General features: G+C 42.7%; 21 protein-coding genes and 1 pseudogene. 7 read left to right on the top strand and 15 right to left on the bottom strand.

Annotated features, from left to right (window positions below; genetic code table 11):
* Positions 1-166: 166 nt before the first annotated feature.
* Positions 167-469, top strand: coding sequence for a hypothetical protein (locus tag D469_RS0105865; RefSeq protein WP_018922448.1), 303 nt, complete (start codon positions 167-169; stop codon positions 467-469).
* Positions 470-537: 68 nt separating this feature from the next.
* Here the strand turns inward: D469_RS0105865 and D469_RS0105870 are convergent, their stop codons facing one another.
* Positions 538-1,080, bottom strand: a complete 543-nt coding sequence (locus D469_RS0105870; RefSeq protein ID WP_018922449.1) for a CotY/CotZ family spore coat protein — start codon at positions 1,078-1,080, stop codon at positions 538-540.
* Between the two features lie 233 nt (positions 1,081-1,313).
* Here D469_RS0105870 and D469_RS0105875 point away from each other — a divergent pair, with 233 nt between their 5' ends.
* Entirely contained in the window at positions 1,314-1,682 is a 369-nt protein-coding gene (locus tag D469_RS0105875; RefSeq protein WP_018922450.1) for a YhjD family protein, read from the top strand.
* A 21-nt stretch (positions 1,683-1,703) separates the two neighbouring features.
* Here the strand turns inward: D469_RS0105875 and D469_RS19770 are convergent, their stop codons facing one another.
* Positions 1,704-2,165 (bottom strand): hypothetical protein, encoded by a 462-nt coding sequence (locus tag D469_RS19770; protein WP_018922451.1) that lies wholly within the window; start codon positions 2,163-2,165, stop codon positions 1,704-1,706.
* 352 nt (positions 2,166-2,517) lie between these two features.
* Here D469_RS19770 and D469_RS21510 point away from each other — a divergent pair, with 352 nt between their 5' ends.
* From D469_RS21510 to D469_RS0105900, 3 genes are all read left to right on the top strand, one after another.
* On the top strand, positions 2,518-2,616 hold the full coding sequence (locus D469_RS21510) for a YjcZ family sporulation protein (protein ID WP_018922453.1): 99 nt from the start codon (positions 2,518-2,520) through the stop codon (positions 2,614-2,616).
* Positions 2,617-2,871: 255 nt separating this feature from the next.
* Positions 2,872-3,219, top strand: a complete 348-nt coding sequence (locus tag D469_RS0105895; RefSeq protein WP_018922454.1) for a YolD-like family protein — start codon at positions 2,872-2,874, stop codon at positions 3,217-3,219.
* A gap of 659 nt (positions 3,220-3,878) precedes the next feature.
* Positions 3,879-4,064 (top strand): alpha/beta-type small acid-soluble spore protein, encoded by a 186-nt coding sequence (locus tag D469_RS0105900; RefSeq protein WP_018922455.1) that lies wholly within the window; start codon positions 3,879-3,881, stop codon positions 4,062-4,064.
* A gap of 308 nt (positions 4,065-4,372) precedes the next feature.
* Here D469_RS0105900 and D469_RS0105905 read toward each other — a convergent pair whose 3' ends face one another.
* Genes D469_RS0105905 through D469_RS0105915 form a run of 3 tightly spaced genes read right to left on the bottom strand, consistent with a single transcriptional unit; the run spans position 4,373 to position 6,367 of the window.
* Positions 4,373-4,597: a hypothetical protein gene (locus tag D469_RS0105905; RefSeq protein ID WP_018922456.1), complete on the bottom strand. Its 225-nt coding sequence runs from the start codon at positions 4,595-4,597 to the stop codon at positions 4,373-4,375.
* Between the two features lie 55 nt (positions 4,598-4,652).
* Positions 4,653-5,306, bottom strand: a complete 654-nt coding sequence (locus D469_RS0105910; protein WP_018922457.1) for a hypothetical protein — start codon at positions 5,304-5,306, stop codon at positions 4,653-4,655.
* Positions 5,307-5,332: 26 nt separating this feature from the next.
* On the bottom strand, positions 5,333-6,367 hold the full coding sequence (locus D469_RS0105915; RefSeq protein WP_018922458.1) for a Kiwa anti-phage protein KwaB-like domain-containing protein: 1,035 nt from the start codon (positions 6,365-6,367) through the stop codon (positions 5,333-5,335).
* A 127-nt stretch (positions 6,368-6,494) separates the two neighbouring features.
* Between D469_RS0105915 and D469_RS22300 the strand changes: the two genes are divergently transcribed.
* Positions 6,495-6,653 carry a hypothetical protein gene (locus D469_RS22300; RefSeq protein WP_018922459.1) on the top strand — a complete coding sequence of 53 codons (159 nt, stop codon included), beginning with the start codon at positions 6,495-6,497 and terminating at the stop codon, positions 6,651-6,653.
* A gap of 398 nt (positions 6,654-7,051) precedes the next feature.
* On the opposite strand, the gene glnA is transcribed toward D469_RS22300, so the two are convergent.
* The 9 genes and pseudogenes from glnA to D469_RS19780 form a co-directional block, all read right to left on the bottom strand.
* Positions 7,052-8,410 carry a type I glutamate--ammonia ligase gene (glnA, locus tag D469_RS0105925; RefSeq protein ID WP_018922460.1) on the bottom strand — a complete coding sequence of 453 codons (1,359 nt, stop codon included), beginning with the start codon at positions 8,408-8,410 and terminating at the stop codon, positions 7,052-7,054.
* Between the two features lie 85 nt (positions 8,411-8,495).
* A complete protein-coding gene (locus tag D469_RS0105930) occupies positions 8,496-8,879 on the bottom strand; it encodes a MerR family transcriptional regulator (protein WP_018922461.1) in 384 nt (127 codons plus the stop codon).
* Between the two features lie 515 nt (positions 8,880-9,394).
* A complete protein-coding gene (locus D469_RS0105935; RefSeq protein ID WP_018922462.1) occupies positions 9,395-10,660 on the bottom strand; it encodes a methionine gamma-lyase family protein in 1,266 nt (421 codons plus the stop codon).
* 12 nt (positions 10,661-10,672) lie between these two features.
* Positions 10,673-11,923: a GTPase HflX gene (gene hflX, locus D469_RS0105940; RefSeq protein ID WP_018922463.1), complete on the bottom strand. Its 1,251-nt coding sequence runs from the start codon at positions 11,921-11,923 to the stop codon at positions 10,673-10,675.
* 1 nt (position 11,924) lies between these two features.
* Positions 11,925-12,341, bottom strand: coding sequence for a P-loop NTPase family protein (locus D469_RS19775; RefSeq protein ID WP_240473316.1), 417 nt, complete (start codon positions 12,339-12,341; stop codon positions 11,925-11,927).
* An 8-nt stretch (positions 12,342-12,349) separates the two neighbouring features.
* Positions 12,350-13,732: a recombinase family protein gene (locus tag D469_RS0105950; protein WP_018922465.1), complete on the bottom strand. Its 1,383-nt coding sequence runs from the start codon at positions 13,730-13,732 to the stop codon at positions 12,350-12,352.
* Complete coding sequence (locus D469_RS21990; protein ID WP_018922466.1) at positions 13,729-13,866, bottom strand: hypothetical protein; 138 nt, start codon at positions 13,864-13,866, stop codon at positions 13,729-13,731. The genes D469_RS0105950 and D469_RS21990 overlap by 4 nt, the downstream gene beginning before the upstream one ends.
* Before the next feature lie 61 nt (positions 13,867-13,927).
* The gene (locus D469_RS0105960) at positions 13,928-14,929 is read right to left on the bottom strand and encodes an aldo/keto reductase (RefSeq protein ID WP_018922467.1); all 1,002 of its coding nucleotides are present in this window, start codon (positions 14,927-14,929) and stop codon (positions 13,928-13,930) included.
* Positions 14,930-15,069: 140 nt separating this feature from the next.
* A pseudogene (locus D469_RS19780) lies at positions 15,070-15,552 on the bottom strand (AAA family ATPase); the annotation flags it as partial.
* 151 nt (positions 15,553-15,703) lie between these two features.
* On the opposite strand from D469_RS19780, the gene D469_RS0105970 reads away from it, so the two are divergent.
* Positions 15,704-16,675 (top strand): tyrosine-type recombinase/integrase, encoded by a 972-nt coding sequence (locus tag D469_RS0105970; RefSeq protein ID WP_018922469.1) that lies wholly within the window; start codon positions 15,704-15,706, stop codon positions 16,673-16,675.
* A gap of 167 nt (positions 16,676-16,842) precedes the next feature.
* Here D469_RS0105970 and hfq read toward each other — a convergent pair whose 3' ends face one another.
* Positions 16,843-17,082 carry an RNA chaperone Hfq gene (hfq, locus tag D469_RS0105975; protein WP_018922470.1) on the bottom strand — a complete coding sequence of 80 codons (240 nt, stop codon included), beginning with the start codon at positions 17,080-17,082 and terminating at the stop codon, positions 16,843-16,845.
* Positions 17,083-17,094: the final 12 nt, after the last annotated feature.

Here is a 17,094-nt window from a genome sequence, read left to right on the forward strand (position 1 = left end):
TTGTGTGTTAATCCATCTTAAAAATCAACAAAACATGTAAGAAGTGTATCGTTCAAAAAACCCTTGCCCATTCCCCCCTCTTTAGTTTAAGGCAAACGACTGATTGCATGTTTTACCTGCCTGCGGACAAACTAACGTCTATACTCCCACACATTGAGGTGAGAATATGGCAGGCAAAAATGAAAAATATACTGATTTCGCAAATGTTGAGACGCAGCGCAAATTTTTAACAGCTGAAGAACACCCAGAAGGAGCTTACGGGGCAGCAGAAGGAGCCAACGAGCCTGTAGAGAATAAAGAAACTCCCTGGGAAGAAGGACAGCAATTTTACAGCAATTTTGCATATGAAAACCGAAACCTACATGAAGGCCTGCCCCGCCAATTTCCGGAAGCTCATCCCACCCACGATGAAAAAAGCAAAAAAACAGAGCCACCTTACACAGACGCCGCTAATCACAACGACAGTTAATTGGTATGAATCTCCTCGCTTCACAGACGCCCAAGCTACAGTGCGGGCGTTTTTACATGAAGAGCCTCCTATCCCTTTTCATCCTTCTGATATTCTGCACGAGCATGAACCTGCACTGCCGGCAAGCAGGAAATCCCCATAAACTCTGCTAAGTTAACGACAATGCATACTCCGGTTCTTTGAAAGGCAGTGATCTCTTTATCCGGGAAAAAGCAAGATTCTGCCTTGTCATTTACAACATCCGAACGCAGAACCTCCCCATTTTTAGTCACCGGACAAAGCAGTTCCAGCTGAGCCCAACAGTTATTATCAGCGTGTTGGACACGAAAGACCGGCGACTCCATTCCAGTGAAAAGTGAGTCTCGATGTTTATGTTCAGCTATCCCTTTTCCTATAAATAATCTTCCGTCTTTTCCAAATAACATGAAAGGAACGGTATCTTTATCTACTTGTTGGAATTTATGTCCCATCTTCATTTTTGTCAGCACGTTTTCCCTAGTAAAAGAAGAGGTTCGCTCAGCTATAATTCGTTGACTGTCATCAATGTCTTTAACGATTTGGCAGAGGCAATCTTCACTTCGTGTTTTTTGAACATGATGTTCTGTCCCCATGCTACCTCCATCCTTTCTGGGCAGATTACCATAGTTTATGAAACACCAGCTTTTCTGTTACAGCTACAACAAGCTTTTTTGGAAACCATTACAAAAGAGCGTTCCCCATAACGTTGAGGAACGCCCCTCTCCACAATTATATATATCATTTAATAAATAACAGAAATAACCAAAATAAAAGGGTTTTATACGAACGTACATTCTCATATAATGAACAGAAAGGGGAGATACTAATGTGGATTATGGATAAGGAAACGCATTTACTCATCACCGACTATATTGTCGCCCATTACACCATCCGAACACTAGAGGTAGACCGCGAAGGCTTCCAGCGTTTAAAAATGGGGATGGTGTATGAGGAGGAACTTAACCAGGCCATTTTATCAATCCGCGAACGCCTGCGTATTATCAAACAAGAATTTAAACAACGCGACATTCGCGTGTATAAAAAAGAAAGCGATGAGTATTCCGTATCGTATGAAGCTGTATGCAATCAGTATGTGAGACAGTTTCAGTTCATGAACGAACAACTCCGCATGCTCGTCACTCAAGATATCCAAAAATACCTCTTTCGCCACGGCGAACGAAATCTTCGCGTATAGCTCTTCTATGAATTAAAATAGTTAGTGGCCAATTTTCGGGCGGTATGCCCAGAGGTAATACCGATAAGCGACATGAAAGGGAATCAAATAGGTGAAAAAGGTCTTGTTCAAGTCCCAGCCGTTCCCGTAAACCGCTCGTTTTGCCAGCACAAACATAAATTCGAGTACCGTCGTAAAACAGGTAAACCCCATAATCCAAGAAAAGGGACCAATGTTCCTGCTTTGTTGTACACAATATACTAGCAGGCTTGCAAGCAAAGGAAACAACCCTAGGTTAAAAGGCATCACCGTCAAAAACTGGCCACGCTTTACTTTCGGATAAACGAGCCAATACCTTCTGCAGTCCCCCCAAAAATTCAACACAAAAGAGAGCAACACCCCGAAAGGGACCATTTTACATATGAGCTGCTTGTCTTTTCTTACCAACCAGCTGCCGATTAATAGCCAAGGCAGCAAAAAGCCCGATAGTATATTAAGCTTCATCAGCCATCACCTTTACAAGAAGAGTTAAACTTAGTCTTTGTAAAAGATGCCTGATTATTCACAGAAAAATGAAACAACGCACCACCACTAAGACAGCCAGCGAACCACCCATCTGGATCCCTTCCTGTCAGGCATAAGCCTTTTTTTCTTTTCCTTTTGAAAAATGAAAGCCATTCTCCTGCGCAACAACCCCTTCTCTTCCTCTTGTTAACCAATTCCCCCTGTAGTTCTAAGCCTGTCCGGCCCCCTGCCTTGTTATCCATCTTCTTATTAGCTATTTTTTAACGGCTATTGCTATATACAGGCTCACCTTGATGAGCATAGTTTATAGCAATGAGAGGAGGAATAGACCATGTCCGGACGCAGAAATTTTGATAACTTTGCCTTCGTTGTTGTCCTTTTTATTTTGCTAGTCATTGTTGGCACGGCCTTTGGAGACCGCCGCTGCTAAGTACTACACCTTACGAGCGTGTATACTTACGCGCTCGTACGTTTTCTGTACCAATTAAATTGATTCATCAGCTTCTTCACTAACCTCGTAAGGAATAACCCGACTGCCTCCACGTTGTCACCAAATAAAACCCTCTACATAAGCTCGTTCTTCCATAAGTTAATATTCTATACAAACAGAAATATATGGAATAAGTAAGTTGACCTTTTAAGAGAACATTTGTTTGCATATAATGTTTAGAGGAGGTGTTTTTTTATGAAAGAAAATAAATTAACTCCAGGCACCAATTTACGTTGGGAAAGTATGCGAATGATCTTGCCGGAGCACCGAGAAATGATGTTAAAACGACGAGAGGAAGATAAGAAATCGGCTCCCCCTTCTGTCGATGATCAACAATGGGAGGAATTCGGATGGACGCTCGAGGAAGCACTGGTGGAGACGAAACCCTTAGAAGTTACTTATTGGAATGGTGGGTATTATGTTGACGTTCAAGGTTATTGTCACTATGTTAATTACAACCAAAAAAAGCTGCACGTTGTGACCTTTAAGGATGAAGTTGAATACCTCCACTTCGAGTTCATTTCGGACATAAAAATCATCTAATGAAATCCCTTGAATCAATTTCATACTGCTGTTTTATGAGCAATAAAACGATTAATATCTATTTTTTTATTTACTACACGGAATTTCAAAAGTAACTGAGACGTAAGAAGGCGACTCCCAAAGGATAAAGCGCAGTCTGAAGATCCACTTTTTTGATGGGAATACCATCGGAAAAGTTAGCTGCAGCCAAGCCCTCGGGAAAGCGTCCGTCTGAAGTGAAGGTCACACTCATGATTCGGGTGTTCACATCTTATTTTGAATGATGAAATTGATTCCCCTGTTATTAAAATGCTCTCCCTTACCTTGGGCAAAGAAGCTATATTTATGATGCCTACGATTTGAAATGACCGCCTGTCTGACCAGTTGAAACAGAGGAACCTGCGAGAGCTTCAAAAAATCAAACGATAAGTATAATGGAACCGTCGCCGAAGAAGGATAATAATATGATCCAAGGCCGAGTGGAGAATGCGTATTGAAAAGTTGAACCAAGCGCTGTTACACACGGCCAAACTGTGCTCCAGCGAGCCGACTGTCGTAAAAGTTGGCAAGTGAAGATATGAGCGGTAACGCTGGCAGACACCCACCATGTTCTTTAAAGCAGGCTCAGGGTATGCTAAAGATGTACCAGCTACACACCCTCACCGAAGGAGAGTGACAGCATGGGACGTCGAAATAAGCTTGTTGTACCGGAAGCAGAACGTGCGCTTGATCAAATGAAAGAAGAAATTGCCCAAGAATTCGGGGTTAATCCGGGAGCGGATACCCTTGCCCGCCGAAACGGTTCGATCGGCGGAGAAATGACGAAGCGGTTGGTGGAACAAGCTGAGAACCAGCTAAAGCAGTAGATTGACATGCTCGTTGCACGTATTATGTTTGGCTTAAACGCGCTGGAGCTCATGATTTGTATTGGGATTATCGCCTTTAATGACGCATGAATAGTACCATTCACCAAAAATATCAATACCTGCTCCTGCTACTAAGGGGTTTGAGCCGCAAGAAGTTTCACTAGCTTCTTGCGGTTTTTTCTTTTCCAAATACTTGGTAGCAAGTGGTGCCTTTGTATGTATATTTGATCTACCTGATCGGTAAGCTATAAGCTATATTTTCCCATGATATATCTATTGGCCAGCACAACAGCACTATCATGCTTAATCTACCCCGTTTCTTCAAAACCAAATGAGTGTTTAATATCCAAAAACTGTATATTAGTTTTGTTATGTTCCGAGAGACTAGAGGGAAGCTTTGGTAAACGTCGTGCATCAATTTCCTTCGCACTGGTCTTCCCATCGAAAATTTTTTCAAAAAGTTTGCCCAGGGGATTTACCACCAGACTAATAAACCACGTTGTTAGGAATGGATGATTATATATGAACTCCATGTTCTACCTCCTTCAGACATAAAAAAAACACTACTTGAATTGGTAGTGCTTTAACTTAATTTCCTTTAGTAATGTAATACACTTCACCTATTAGCTCTTCACCTCTGACAGCATTGTTTAAATCAATGTTTTCTTCTTTCACTATTATCACTACATCTTTTCTAAGGGAAGGATCGACATTTTCCTCCTCCTTTGTTCCTCTTGAAATTGTAGCTTTAAACACCTTACGTCCCGAAAAAAAGAAAAGCGGGCAAACACTAATAGCATCAGTTTTCACATAAATACCAATAACAAATATTATTACAATCAATGAAATCGCAAGGTTTATTACAGATGAGTGATCTAGTGAAATCAAAGGTAGCAAAAGCGTTAACAAAAAGAAAGAATAATCGTTTGCGCTTAGCTTTTCTAATCCTCTCAAGTAATAATCTTTTCCGTGTTTACCTGGTTTTAACTTTTCATCATATTTACTTAAATAGTATTGGATAGTGCAATAATAAATCACCACTGTAATAAACAATGTAAACAGAATAAAATAAATCTCCATCGCAACCGGTGTTTTTAAAAAATTACTACCATCGAAAATAGTCTTTTTGAAAGATTCTAATTGAAAAAAATCATTACTAGACACAAACCTGAAAATCATAATGATTACTAAAGGCGAATACGTGCTTGACCATATAATAGCTTGATCTGTTTTATTCCACATTTACCCACCTTTTTCTGTTATTTATTTTACTCATCACCTATGATCTGTTTGCTCAAAAACGTTTCATAAATACGATCTGAAAAGAATTGAAGTAATGGATTAACTGCTTCATCAGTATTAAATCTGATTTTCCTACTCTCAAAATCTATATGTTTAAAAAGTGGCCATATAGAAGAGTACCTTTCAATATAGTCTTCCTGTTCTTTGCCTGCATCGTTAGGCATACCCTCCTTTATTTGCTTTAATTCTTCACATCTATCGGCAAAATTCCGTTCCAGATGATTTAAAGTCTCTTCTTCAATTGCAGCCAACCCTCTTGAAAGAATATACTGACTTGACTTTTCAACAAATGCTTCTGTATTAGAAAAGCTATCAAAAAAACTCATATTAGTTATAGACGTGAGATTTTTATCTCTCATTTTCTTAATGTGATCGTCGTAATCAAATGTAAATTCTAATGTCCTAGGGTTATTAACATAAATGGTATTTTCAATAATAAACATTTCTATACTTCCGCCTAGTTCGATAATTTCGTGATCGTGTGTAGTAAGATGACCCCTGTGCTTGATAGTAGGTCTCTTATTTACGTTTTTCCTTTCAGTAGCTGGCCTTTTTACACTCCGATAATAAACAAAGTTCACTTTAGAATTTCCAATTGAAGCTCTAACAACTTGAAATTTAGATTCTGTATCTTGAAAAAAATTGTTGTTCTGGTTTAAAGCGTTAAGAAGTTTATTTTTCGGCCCTCTCAAATCATGACCATCTTTCAAAAAAAGTTTTGCTATATAGTCATTTTTTGTGAGCCTATAATTATAATCTTGGACCGGGAAATATTTTATTCCATTGGAATCAGTTGTTTTTATTTTGTTGAGTTGGTATCTTATATTCTTCTTTAGCCAATCCCTTAGATCATCTATTAGTTGTTCTTCTTTTGCGTTGTACAAATCATCTGTTTCTTGGGCTTTTTCGACTAAGTAAACATCAATATCAAGCGAGTTAATTGTTTCATCTGACATATTACTTATTCTGTTTACAATATTATCTCTTTCATTTATATCCATTTCATATCAACCTCCTCCCCGACACTTTTCGTCAGAAAGAAGTGAATCCCTGCATAAAATTACAAAAAAATGAAACGAATGTCTAAGTTACCTCGTAATCTACCAGTAAGAAAGGAGGTGCTTGTTTATGGCTAAACAAAACAAACCTGGAAAAGAAACTCGAAAAACTGGTGAACATGAACAAATTGGTCCACGAGGAGGAAAGACCGGAAAAACTGCTGACCTAAAACAAGGTAAACCTTATCCTCCCACGGATAAGTCTGATCGAACTTGGAGAAAGAAATAATAGTAAAGTACCCATCCGAATTAGGAGGGTGCTTTTGATACATTTTAACTTACTAACTTCTTAACACTTTGCAAGTGTCTTGTAACTGAACTTTTTGTGCCGGAAACTCCAGCCAATCTTTTGCTTTCATGCTAATGCAATGCAGATATCACTGATTTTTTCACGAATTCGTTCTTCGGGTCCTTCTCGTAAATCCCAGGGATAGACAATATGGCGGTTTGGATACTGGCGTCTGGGGTTACATGGTCACTTCAGTAAAAAGGTTGAAAAAGGTAATATGAATCTTTATAAAGCTCATATGAAAAATATATTGAAGTGATGTTTTTTGTGGGCGCTTGGTGGGCAGCGGTGGGCAAACACAAAAACCCCCGAACCGTAATGGCTCGGGGTTAATTGTTTTAGTAAGTCTGCATGTACTGCTCGCGCTCCCAAGGGTGAACTTGGGTACGGAACATGTCCCATTCGATTTCTTTTGCTTCGATGAGATGTTGGATTGCGTGTTCGCCGATAGCGTTTACGAGAACTTCGTTTTGCTTTAGGCTGTCGATCGCTTCTTTAAGCGTTGCCGGCAAGGCTTTAATGCCTTCCTCCTGGCGCTCTTCTTCGCTCATTACATAGATGTTACGATCTGTTGCTTCTGGTGCAGCTTTCTTGTTTTTAATCCCGTCAAGACCTGCTGCAAGCATTGCTGCCATTGCAAGGTACGGATTAGCTGCAGGGTCTGGGCTGCGAGCTTCAATACGCGTACTCAAGCCACGGGAGTTTGGAACACGCACTAGTGGGCTGCGGTTTTTAAGGGACCATGCTACATAAACGGGAGCTTCATAGCCTGGAACAAGGCGCTTATAAGAGTTCACAATTGGGTTTGTGATCGCTGTGAACGCGTCCGCGTGCTCAAGAATACCTGCCATAAATTGCATCGCTGTTTCACTCAACTGCGTTTCTGTACTTTCATCGTAAAATGCATTTTGCTTTTCACCTTCGAACAAGGACATGTTGCAGTGCATACCGGAACCGTTAACGCCAAAGAGTGGCTTCGGCATAAAGGTTGCGTGCAATCCGTGCTTACGTGCGATCGTTTTGACCGCTAGCTTAAACGTTTGAATGTTATCACACGCTGTAATAGCATCAGCGTATTCAAAATCGATCTCGTGCTGTCCAGGTGCTACTTCGTGGTGAGAAGCTTCAATTTCAAAGCCCATGTCTTCAAGTTCAAGCACGATATCGCGACGGCAATTTTCACCAAGGTCTGTTGGTGCAAGGTCAAAGTAACCGCCTTTATCGTTTAATTCCAACGTTGGTTCGCCTTTTTCGTCGTTTTTAAAGAGGAAAAATTCTGGTTCAGGACCAATGTTAAAAGCGGTGTACCCCATTTCTTCAGCCTGCTTTAACACTCTTTTCAAGATGCCGCGAGGGTCGCCGGCGAATGGTGTTGGTTCGCCACCTGGCTTTTCGGATGGCTTGTACACGTCACAAATAAGACGCGCCACTTTCCCTTTCTCAGGGGTCCATGGGAAGATAACCCACGTATCCAAATCTGGATATAAGTACATGTCTGATTCTTCGATGCGAACAAACCCTTCAATCGAAGATCCATCAAACATCATTTGATTGTCTAATGCTTTTGTTAGTTGGTCTACTGGAATTTCAACATTTTTGATGATCCCTTGAAGATCTGTGAATTGAAGACGGATAAATTTAACATCTTCTTCATCTGCCAAGCGTAAAATGTCTTCTCTTGAATACTTGCTTGTCATTTAATAGGTCCTCCCCTAGATCTCTAATGGAATATGTGAACTCCAGGCCCTGCTGCATACAGGCAGGCCGGAGTTGGCACCGAATCTACCGATAAAATCTGGATAACTGGCCTTGAATCATCGATGGCTTTCCTTGCTTGGTGCCCATCATTACTTCCTGCCGGAGCAGACGGCGCAGTTCATGATCTGACAAATCCTGTTTTACAGGCTGTTCTGCTGGCACTTGTTCCTTCATATTGAATATTTCTTTAATTCCTGCCATGTTAACCCCATCCTCGATTAATCGCTTAATCTCAAGCAGACGGTCCACATCACGAAATGAAAACAAGCGCTGATTCCCTTCAGTACGAGCTGGTTCGATCAACCCATGCTCTTCGTAATAACGAATTTGTCGAGGTGACAATTCTGTCAGCTTTTTCACAATGCTAATTGGAAATAATGGCATGTTACGACGTTCTGCATCGTTCATAGCCATGCCCTCCTCTATCTATCTTGTAACCTACTTTACAACATGTAAGCTTTTCAGTCAATAGATGTTAACTTTGTTTACATGAATTATTTTTAGTTTTTCGACAAAATGCGTTCAAGCTATAATATAACTCTTTATTACTGCTTTAATTTAGGTCGTTGGAGGCGTTCCCTTATGGAGGTACGTAATAAGGTGATGTTCGTTTCCCCGTACTACTTGCTGCGCGCACACGAAATACCTCGTACACTGAGCCTGCGCAAGTTTGCTTTTCATAGAGAAATCCCACTTCGAGAGTTGCTCTGCAGGGTCTTGCCCTGACTTCATTTTCCCCAGGAACCCTCACTTGTTCCGGTTTCATCAAGTATTTCTGACAATGCAATTAACGGTGAATGGCCTTTTCAGCAGACTTCTCTCGCCTTCCGCTCCATTCAACATTGCCCTTTTACAGCCTCTTTAAATAAAAGGGCCTATTTGGTTGTATTTTCCCCAAGAAGTAAATAAAAAACCGCTAGCAGCTAGCGGCTTTTTATTTGCCAAATGGCATCAAGTGCAGATAATACAGCGATTTTCACATGGCTGTACGTTAATCCGCCCTGTACATAAGCGCTAAATGGTGGGCGCACTGGTCCATCTGCGCTTAATTCAATGCTTGCTCCTTGTATAAATGTTCCTGCTGCCATAATAACCTCGTCTTCATAACCAGGCATGGGCGAAGGAAGTGGTGAAACCGTCGAATCAATCGGGGAGTAGCGCTGAATTTGCTGGCAGAATGTAACCATTTGGTCTTGGCTATGAAAATGTACGGCTTGGATTAAATCTGTGCGTTCGGTCTGCCAATGAGGCGTTGTTTCAAAACCAGCTTCAGAAAGCAAAGCTGCAGTAAAAATAGCTCCCTTCAGCGCTTCCCCCACAACATGTGGAGCCATAAACAATCCTTGATACATTAGCGGTAATTCAGCTAATGTAGCGCCTCCTTCCCGGCCAAGGCCAGGAGCTGCCAATATGTCTGCTGCTTCATCGACCAGCTCTTTATTCCCCGCTATGTACCCGCCTGTCCGGGCCAAACCGCCACCCGGGTTTTTAATCAACGAACCTGCCACAAGATCAGCGCCCACGTGGCCAGGTTCTTTTTCTTCTACAAACTCTCCGTAACAATTATCTACAAACGTAAGTACATCAGGCGCTGCTTGTTTGACAGTCGTTATGACTTGTTCTATCTCTTGAATAGAAAAAGAAGGGCGGCTATCATACCCTCGCGAGCGTTGAATAGCCACTGCTTTCGTTTGCGGGCTGATCACTCTCTCCAGCATTTCTAGGTCGGGATAACCGGTGCTTGTAAGCGGAAGGACAGTTACTTTAACTCCGAGTTTGCGCAGCGACCGTTTTTCTTCCCCGCTTAAGCCAAGCACGGTCTGGAGCGTATCATAAGGCGTGCCTGTTGCACAGATGATCTCATCACCCGGCTGGACTAACGCGTGGAGGGCCGTTGAAATCGCATGAGTGCCAGAAATAAATTGTGAGCGCACGATTGCATCCTCTTGGCCAAAGAGACTGGCATAAATAGCATCAAGTGCTTCACGCCCTATGTCATCATAGCCGTAGCCAGTCGTTCCCTGCAGATGATGTGTCGCTATCTGCTCGTGCCGGAATGCTCGCAGTACAGCAGCTTGATTCGTCTCTACCGTAGCTTGAATACGGGTGAACCGCTCATGCAGTTGCTCATCCACCTTATCTGCGAGCTGTTTAATATCTGTACTATACGTTAGGTCATTGATCCACATAATAGACTCCTTCTACGCCTGCATATACTGTTGAATTTGTCCCCAAAGGGCATGATCAGAATATACGTAGCCTTTCACATCATAAACTTCACGTTCTTCATTAAACTCAAAATCTTCGACAAGCGTTTCATTGCGCAACCGGTAGTACAGCTTGCCTTCCTCTGCCGGCAGCTGCACGTGATAATAAATCATTTCTTCTTTTACGAGCCGTTCCATTTCTTCTTTTAAGCGGACAACGTCCTGTTGATCATAAGCGCTCACAGCAAGAACATGCTCACGTGGCAGGAACGGAGCAGCTTGTTCATCTGTGAGCTGGTCCGTTTTATTTAAAACAGTAAGCGTTGGCAGGTGATCCACTTGTAGTTCTGTGAGTAGCTTTTCTACCGTTTTCATGTGTTCATCCATCCGTTCATCGGTAGCATCAACGACATGAATGAGTACATTTGCGTACGTAAGCTCGTCCAATGTGGCACGAAAAGCTGCGACAAGGGTGGTAGGCAAATCTTGAATAAACCCTACCGTATCACTAAGGAGGGCCTGATAGCCTGAAGGCAGCTGCACACTTCTTGTCAGCGGATCTAATGTAGCAAATAATTGATCTTCAGCATGGGAGTCTGCTTCAGTTAACTGATTTAACAACGTAGATTTTCCGGCGTTTGTATACCCTACTAAGGCAAATTGAGCCAGGTTCTGCTTTTGCCGTTCATCATGGTAGATGGTACGTCGCTTTTTTACATCTTCTAATTGTTTTTTTAACTCTGTCATGCGGCGATGAATATGACGGCGATCCGTCTCTAATTTTGTTTCACCAGGACCGCGGGTTCCGATGCCGCCCCCTAGTCTGGAAAGTGCTTCCCCCTGCCCAATAAGCCGGGGAAGCATATAGTTTAACTGCGCCAGTTCCACTTGAATTTTGCCTTCTTTTGTCCGTGCCCTGCTGGCAAAAATATCAAGAATCACTTGGGTGCGATCGATCACCGGCAGCTTCGTCTGCGATTGAATGCTTTGCACCTGGCCCGGAGAGAGTTCATCGTTAAAAACTAACAGGTCAAGTTCATTGGCTTCTGCTTCCTCTGCAATTTCAGCAATTTTTCCTTTACCGATATAGGTAGAAGGATGAATCTGATCTCGCTCTTGATAACGCACAAACTCTACTGTCCCTCTGGCTGCCTCTGTCAAAGCCCGCAATTCTTCGAGTGATGATTCAAAGGAAGAACGGTTTTCGCCTTTCAAGAAACAGCCCACAATCATAATTCGTTCCACTCTATATCATCCATCCTTTCCCATCTGTTTCTGCATCTGCAACATCTTCTTTTTCAATACGCTTTAACGTGAGTTCATCATATTTTTTTCCCGTTTCAAGTAATCGAATCGCTTGAGAACGTATCATTCGCTCTACAGCGTGGCGAACAAATCGACCATTACTGAATGTGCGGGGGTTTCGGTACCGTTCTTTCTGGATGAGCTTTGTCAGCTGCTCTCTTGCCTGGTCTGTCAAATAAAAATCCCGGCTCCGCAAAATTCCATCAGCAATTTTTAGAAGTTCAGCCACTGAATAAGATGGGAAATCAACAACGATTGGGAACCGGGAAGGCAGACCGGAATTCATTGAAAAAAACCGTTCCATTTCTTCTGGGTATCCTGCCAATACAGCAATAAATTGTTTATGGCGGTCTTCCATAGCTTTCACTATCGTTCTTTTACCCCCTCTGCATGGCAAGGAAACCGAAGCGTAACCATCCACTGCCCTTGGTCTTGCAAACAAACCGTTTCTACAAATTGTTCCACAAGCTCTGCTTTTTGATCTGAAAGGATAACAGCTGGCCATTCAGAGACTGAGACGGAGCTGGGATCTGCTGTTGAACTCTTGCGTTTGCTTTCTTCTAATTCTTTTTCCAAGGTTTGAAAAGAGATGAGCCCTTGTTCGTAAAGCTTTTGTACACGAGCTCGCTCAAGTTTGGCTTGCTGATAAATGGCATCATCAATAAATATGTCGGCAACGGGAGGCAGGTCTTCCAAATATAAGGCATAAAGTTCTCTTTCTACTATTTCCCACAAGGCTTGTTCTACCCGTTCGACCTGTTGGTAAGCCATCTTACAATCCTTTGTTGCTATACGACGCTTACAAATATAGTACAAGCGCCCTTTTCCTTTGTTCACCAAATGAAAAGGAGCCCCGCACTTACAACACAGCAAACCGGCAAACAGCCCCTTTTTTGCAGGCCGGGAAGAGCCTCTTTGTCTTTGTCTCATCAGCTGTTGGACCTGTTCAAACGTCTCTTCATCCACCAAAGCAGGGATCGGAAGCGGAAACTGTTCTTCTTTTGGCCTCGTACGCTTATAACCACTGTGATAATCGCATTTGTATGCCCAATACGTTCCTGTATAAGACGAATTCTGCAAAATCCGTCGAATCGTAGTGTCATACCAGATTAAGCCTCTTGGTGCTGGCAGCTTATGCTCTTCCAATCGTTTGCGGATTGCCTGGATGGAAAGGCCCTTGCTTGCTTCTTGAAATAACCATTGAACCACTGGCGCTGTACGTTTACAGCGCACCAGCCGATCTTCCTTCGTATCAAACCTATAACCATAGATCCGGGGGTCCATGCTTAGTTTGCCCGTTTTTTTTATTTTATCGAGCCGGCCCCGAATCGTGCGTTCGCGGATCTTTTCACGCTCATACTGGGCAAACATGCCGCGAAGCTGGTAATAAAGCATGCCTTCAGGTGAATCTTTCCATTCAAAATGAATGAAAACAAGTTCCACTTGCTGGCTCCGCCATTCATCGGTTAAAAGTAATTGATGAGTTAGATTTCTCGCCAAACGGTCCGGGTCCGTAACGAGAATGTAAGCTGGCTTTTTCCCCTTTACATCATCCCGTAATTTCAAGAGGCCCGGACGTTCGAGGGTGGATCCGCTTTTTTCATCTGTATATACAACGACGTCTGAGCGGCTATAACCAAGCTCAACTGCTTTATTTATTGTTGCTTCTATCTGCCCTTGCAGACTGTAGCCTTTTTGGGCCTGTTCTTCAGTTGAGACGCGGGCGTAAATAAAAGCAGGCCCTTTCATAAGGTCTTTTCCTTATCTTGAATGCCTTGCAGCCATTCTTCAAGCCGGCGTTTAGCTTCCGCTCTTGAAAACATATCGGAGCCTTTTACTTTTATCATCGGTTGCTTATGATCATTTTCCGTTACCTCGGGCACCGATATCCACCTCCTTACAGACACGTATGTAAGGAAGGGATTGTCTCATCACTAATCATCTTTACTCTTCATTTAAAGGTCGCCAAAACCGTTCGATAAAACGATTGGGATATTCTTTTGGCAAAGCACTTACTTGCTCCAACCGTTCCATTTGTTCTTCTGATAAACGCCAGCCGATCGCGCCGATATTTTCATCATACTGTTCGAGCGTTCTACAACCAACGATAGGGGCAGTGACTTCAGGTTTTGCCAACTGCCAATTTAATGCTACTTGGGCAGGCGTTTTTCCAATTTCAGCTGCAATCTCTTCTACAACCGCCAAAATTTCAAAGTTTCGTGCCGAGCCTTTTGCTTCCCAGTTGTATTCACCTGGCTTATCGTTTGCCAACCGGCCTTCCATTGGACGTTCAGCTGCATTATACTTCCCGGTTAAAAAGCCCCCTCCTAATGGTGCCCACGGAATAAAACCTAGTTCTTCCTCTTTTACGAGCGATAATAATTCACGGTCCATTTCCCGGTGAACTAAACTATATTGAGGTTGCACGGAAATGAACGGCACATAATGACGGCGGTCACTAATGGATAATCCCTTCATAATCTGCCAAGCCAAAAAATTGGAACAGCCAACATAACGAACTTTCCCAGAGCGGACGAGATCGTCTAATGTGCGAAGCACTTCTTCCAATGGCGTTAAATGATCCCACACGTGCAGTTGGTATAAATCGATATAATCTGTTTGCAAACGGCGCAAGCTTTGGTCCACACCATCCATTAAACGTTTCCGAGAGTAACCTACGTCGTTAACCCCTTCTCCTGTACGCATGCGCGCTTTTGTGGCCAGCACTACTTGATCACGCTTTTCCTTAATTGCTTTTCCGACAATTTCCTCAGAAGTTCCGTCTACATAAACATCAGCAGTATCAATAAAATTCCCGCCATCAGCTAAGAATCGGTCCATCATATGTATAGCTTCATCCTCTGGTGTAGCTCGTCCAAATGTCATCGTACCTAAACATAGCTCAGAAACAGCAAGTCCTGATTTTCCTAAGGTTGTATAGCGCATGCTTATTCCTCTCCTTTACTATCGATAGTTTAACATCATGCGGTCAATTAAATTTGGCAAAACACAGCAAATTTATCCGTACATATTGTAGCATGTTCCTCTCCTTTCCATCACCTCTTAGGTGGTTTGCAAACGATAGTCTTCACTAAAGTATCAACCGCTTCCTTGCCAAAATCTTGTTCTCCTCCCCGGGACAGAGCATACGCTTCATCAATAAACAGCAGTCCGCCTTCTGCCTTTTTGATAAGGTCCCGGGTTTTTTGCGCTGTTTGTCCAATATACTCCCCAACCAAGTCGGCCCGCTCTGCTTCCACTAAATGCCCTTTTTCTAACACGCCAATTTCTTGAAATAATTCTGCCATTAACCTGGCTGCCGTTGTTTTTCCCGTTCCAGGTTCTCCGGTGAATACCATATGCAATGCATGTTGTTCATGGTTAAGACCTGCTTGACGGCGTTTATCACTAATATAAATCCAGGCATAGACTTCTCGTAAAATACGTTTCCATTCCGTAAGTCCAATTAAGTCAGAGGCTTTTTGTTCTATTTTATATAAGGCAGTATGTTCTTCAGGACGGAATCTCTCTTTCTTTTCAGGTAATGGCTCTGTCATTTGTACCCGAATGCTAGCTTCTCTTACTCGCTCACGATTCACCTTATAATCCCTCCTCGCAACGACTACTTCATCTTACGCAATTGCATGAGAAGGTGTGACAATCGCCTGGATGCCTATGCTATAATGGCGAAAACAGGCGAGATAAGAAAGGGGAGCTGCTATGTATCCGCGTTCTGAGTATTTACCAGCTTCAGCCATCGCTTTTTTAAAACAACTGGAAGCTAACGATAAACAGCCCGGTACGATCCGCAGGTATGCTTATGACCTGGCCGATTTCTATCACTTTCTTGATTCTGCTAGTTATAAAGAAGCAGAAAACTCCCCGAAGCTGCTTGATGGACGAGAAACGGAACATTTTTTCACCCATATAAAAAACGTCCGTTCCTATGAACTTCGGACGTTGAAACGAATTCATACAGTACTGAACCAATACTTCCTTTTTTTGAAAACACGAAATGAACTTTCCACCGACCCGCTCCAAGAAATTGCCTTGGATGAATCGGTCTGGAACACGATAAAAGAAAGCGACCTCCTTACTGACAGAGAGACGAAGCGCTTGTTTGACTCTATTAAAGATGACGCTGGCTTAAATGAACGCCAGCAAGCTGTGCGGCCGCTTTTGGCACCAAGAAATCAGATCATCCTCCGTTTATTTCGTTATTACGGCTTTAGTCTGCAGGAAGTAAGTACATTACAGCGCCAGGACGTGAATCTTGGTCAAAAAACCGTACACCTGCACCGGACCCAGACGCCGGAACGAACCATTCAGCTTAGCAAAACACATAACGCAGAACTAAATGATTACTTAACTCGAATTCCAGAACCAGTACGGCCCCGGCCTGATCGAGAGGACCCTTTATTTGTCGCTTTTGATTTTCAACGCCAGACGTACCGCTGGTCTTATGAAAATGATATGCCGAAACAATTAAGTGAAGTAGCTATTCAAAAGATGATCCGCCAAGAGATGAAACGTGCCACTATCAGAAAGGGGCTTACCGCCAAACATTTAAGACACACTTATATTGTTGAAGCTCTGTTAAAAGGGGAAGACCCTGAACAAGTAAAAGACAATGTTGGTATGACTTCAATGCTTGCGATGGAGCGTTATTTCACCTATTTAGAAGAACACTAAAAGGAGCTTCCCCATTAAGGAGAGCTCCTCGTTTTTTTCTTTACTTTCATCTCAGCAGGCTCTACGTTCGCCAGTATCCCTACTAAGTACTACCCCTTCGTAACAATCCGACCGCATGAATACATCTGCTTTAAAAAGCGATTTTTCTGTTTCCCTTTGTGGTAACGTTATGACTCCTGTTCGCCATCGATCTGAAGTGGCACATTCCGTTGCGGAGAAAACGTAGAAATAGCGTGTTTATACAGCATTTGCTGCTTTCCATCTGTATCAAGCACAACCGTAAAGTTATCAAATGCCTTCACATAACCTCGCAGCTGAAAGCCGTTTAATAAAAAGACTGTAATCGGGATATTTTCTTTGCGGAGAGTGTTCAAATACTGGTCTTGAATGTTAACAGATTGTTTCATGACATGGCCCCC

Origin of the sequence: Salsuginibacillus kocurii DSM 18087 (genome assembly GCF_000377705.1) — a bacterium.
GTDB lineage: Bacteria > Bacillota > Bacilli > Bacillales > Marinococcaceae > Salsuginibacillus > Salsuginibacillus kocurii.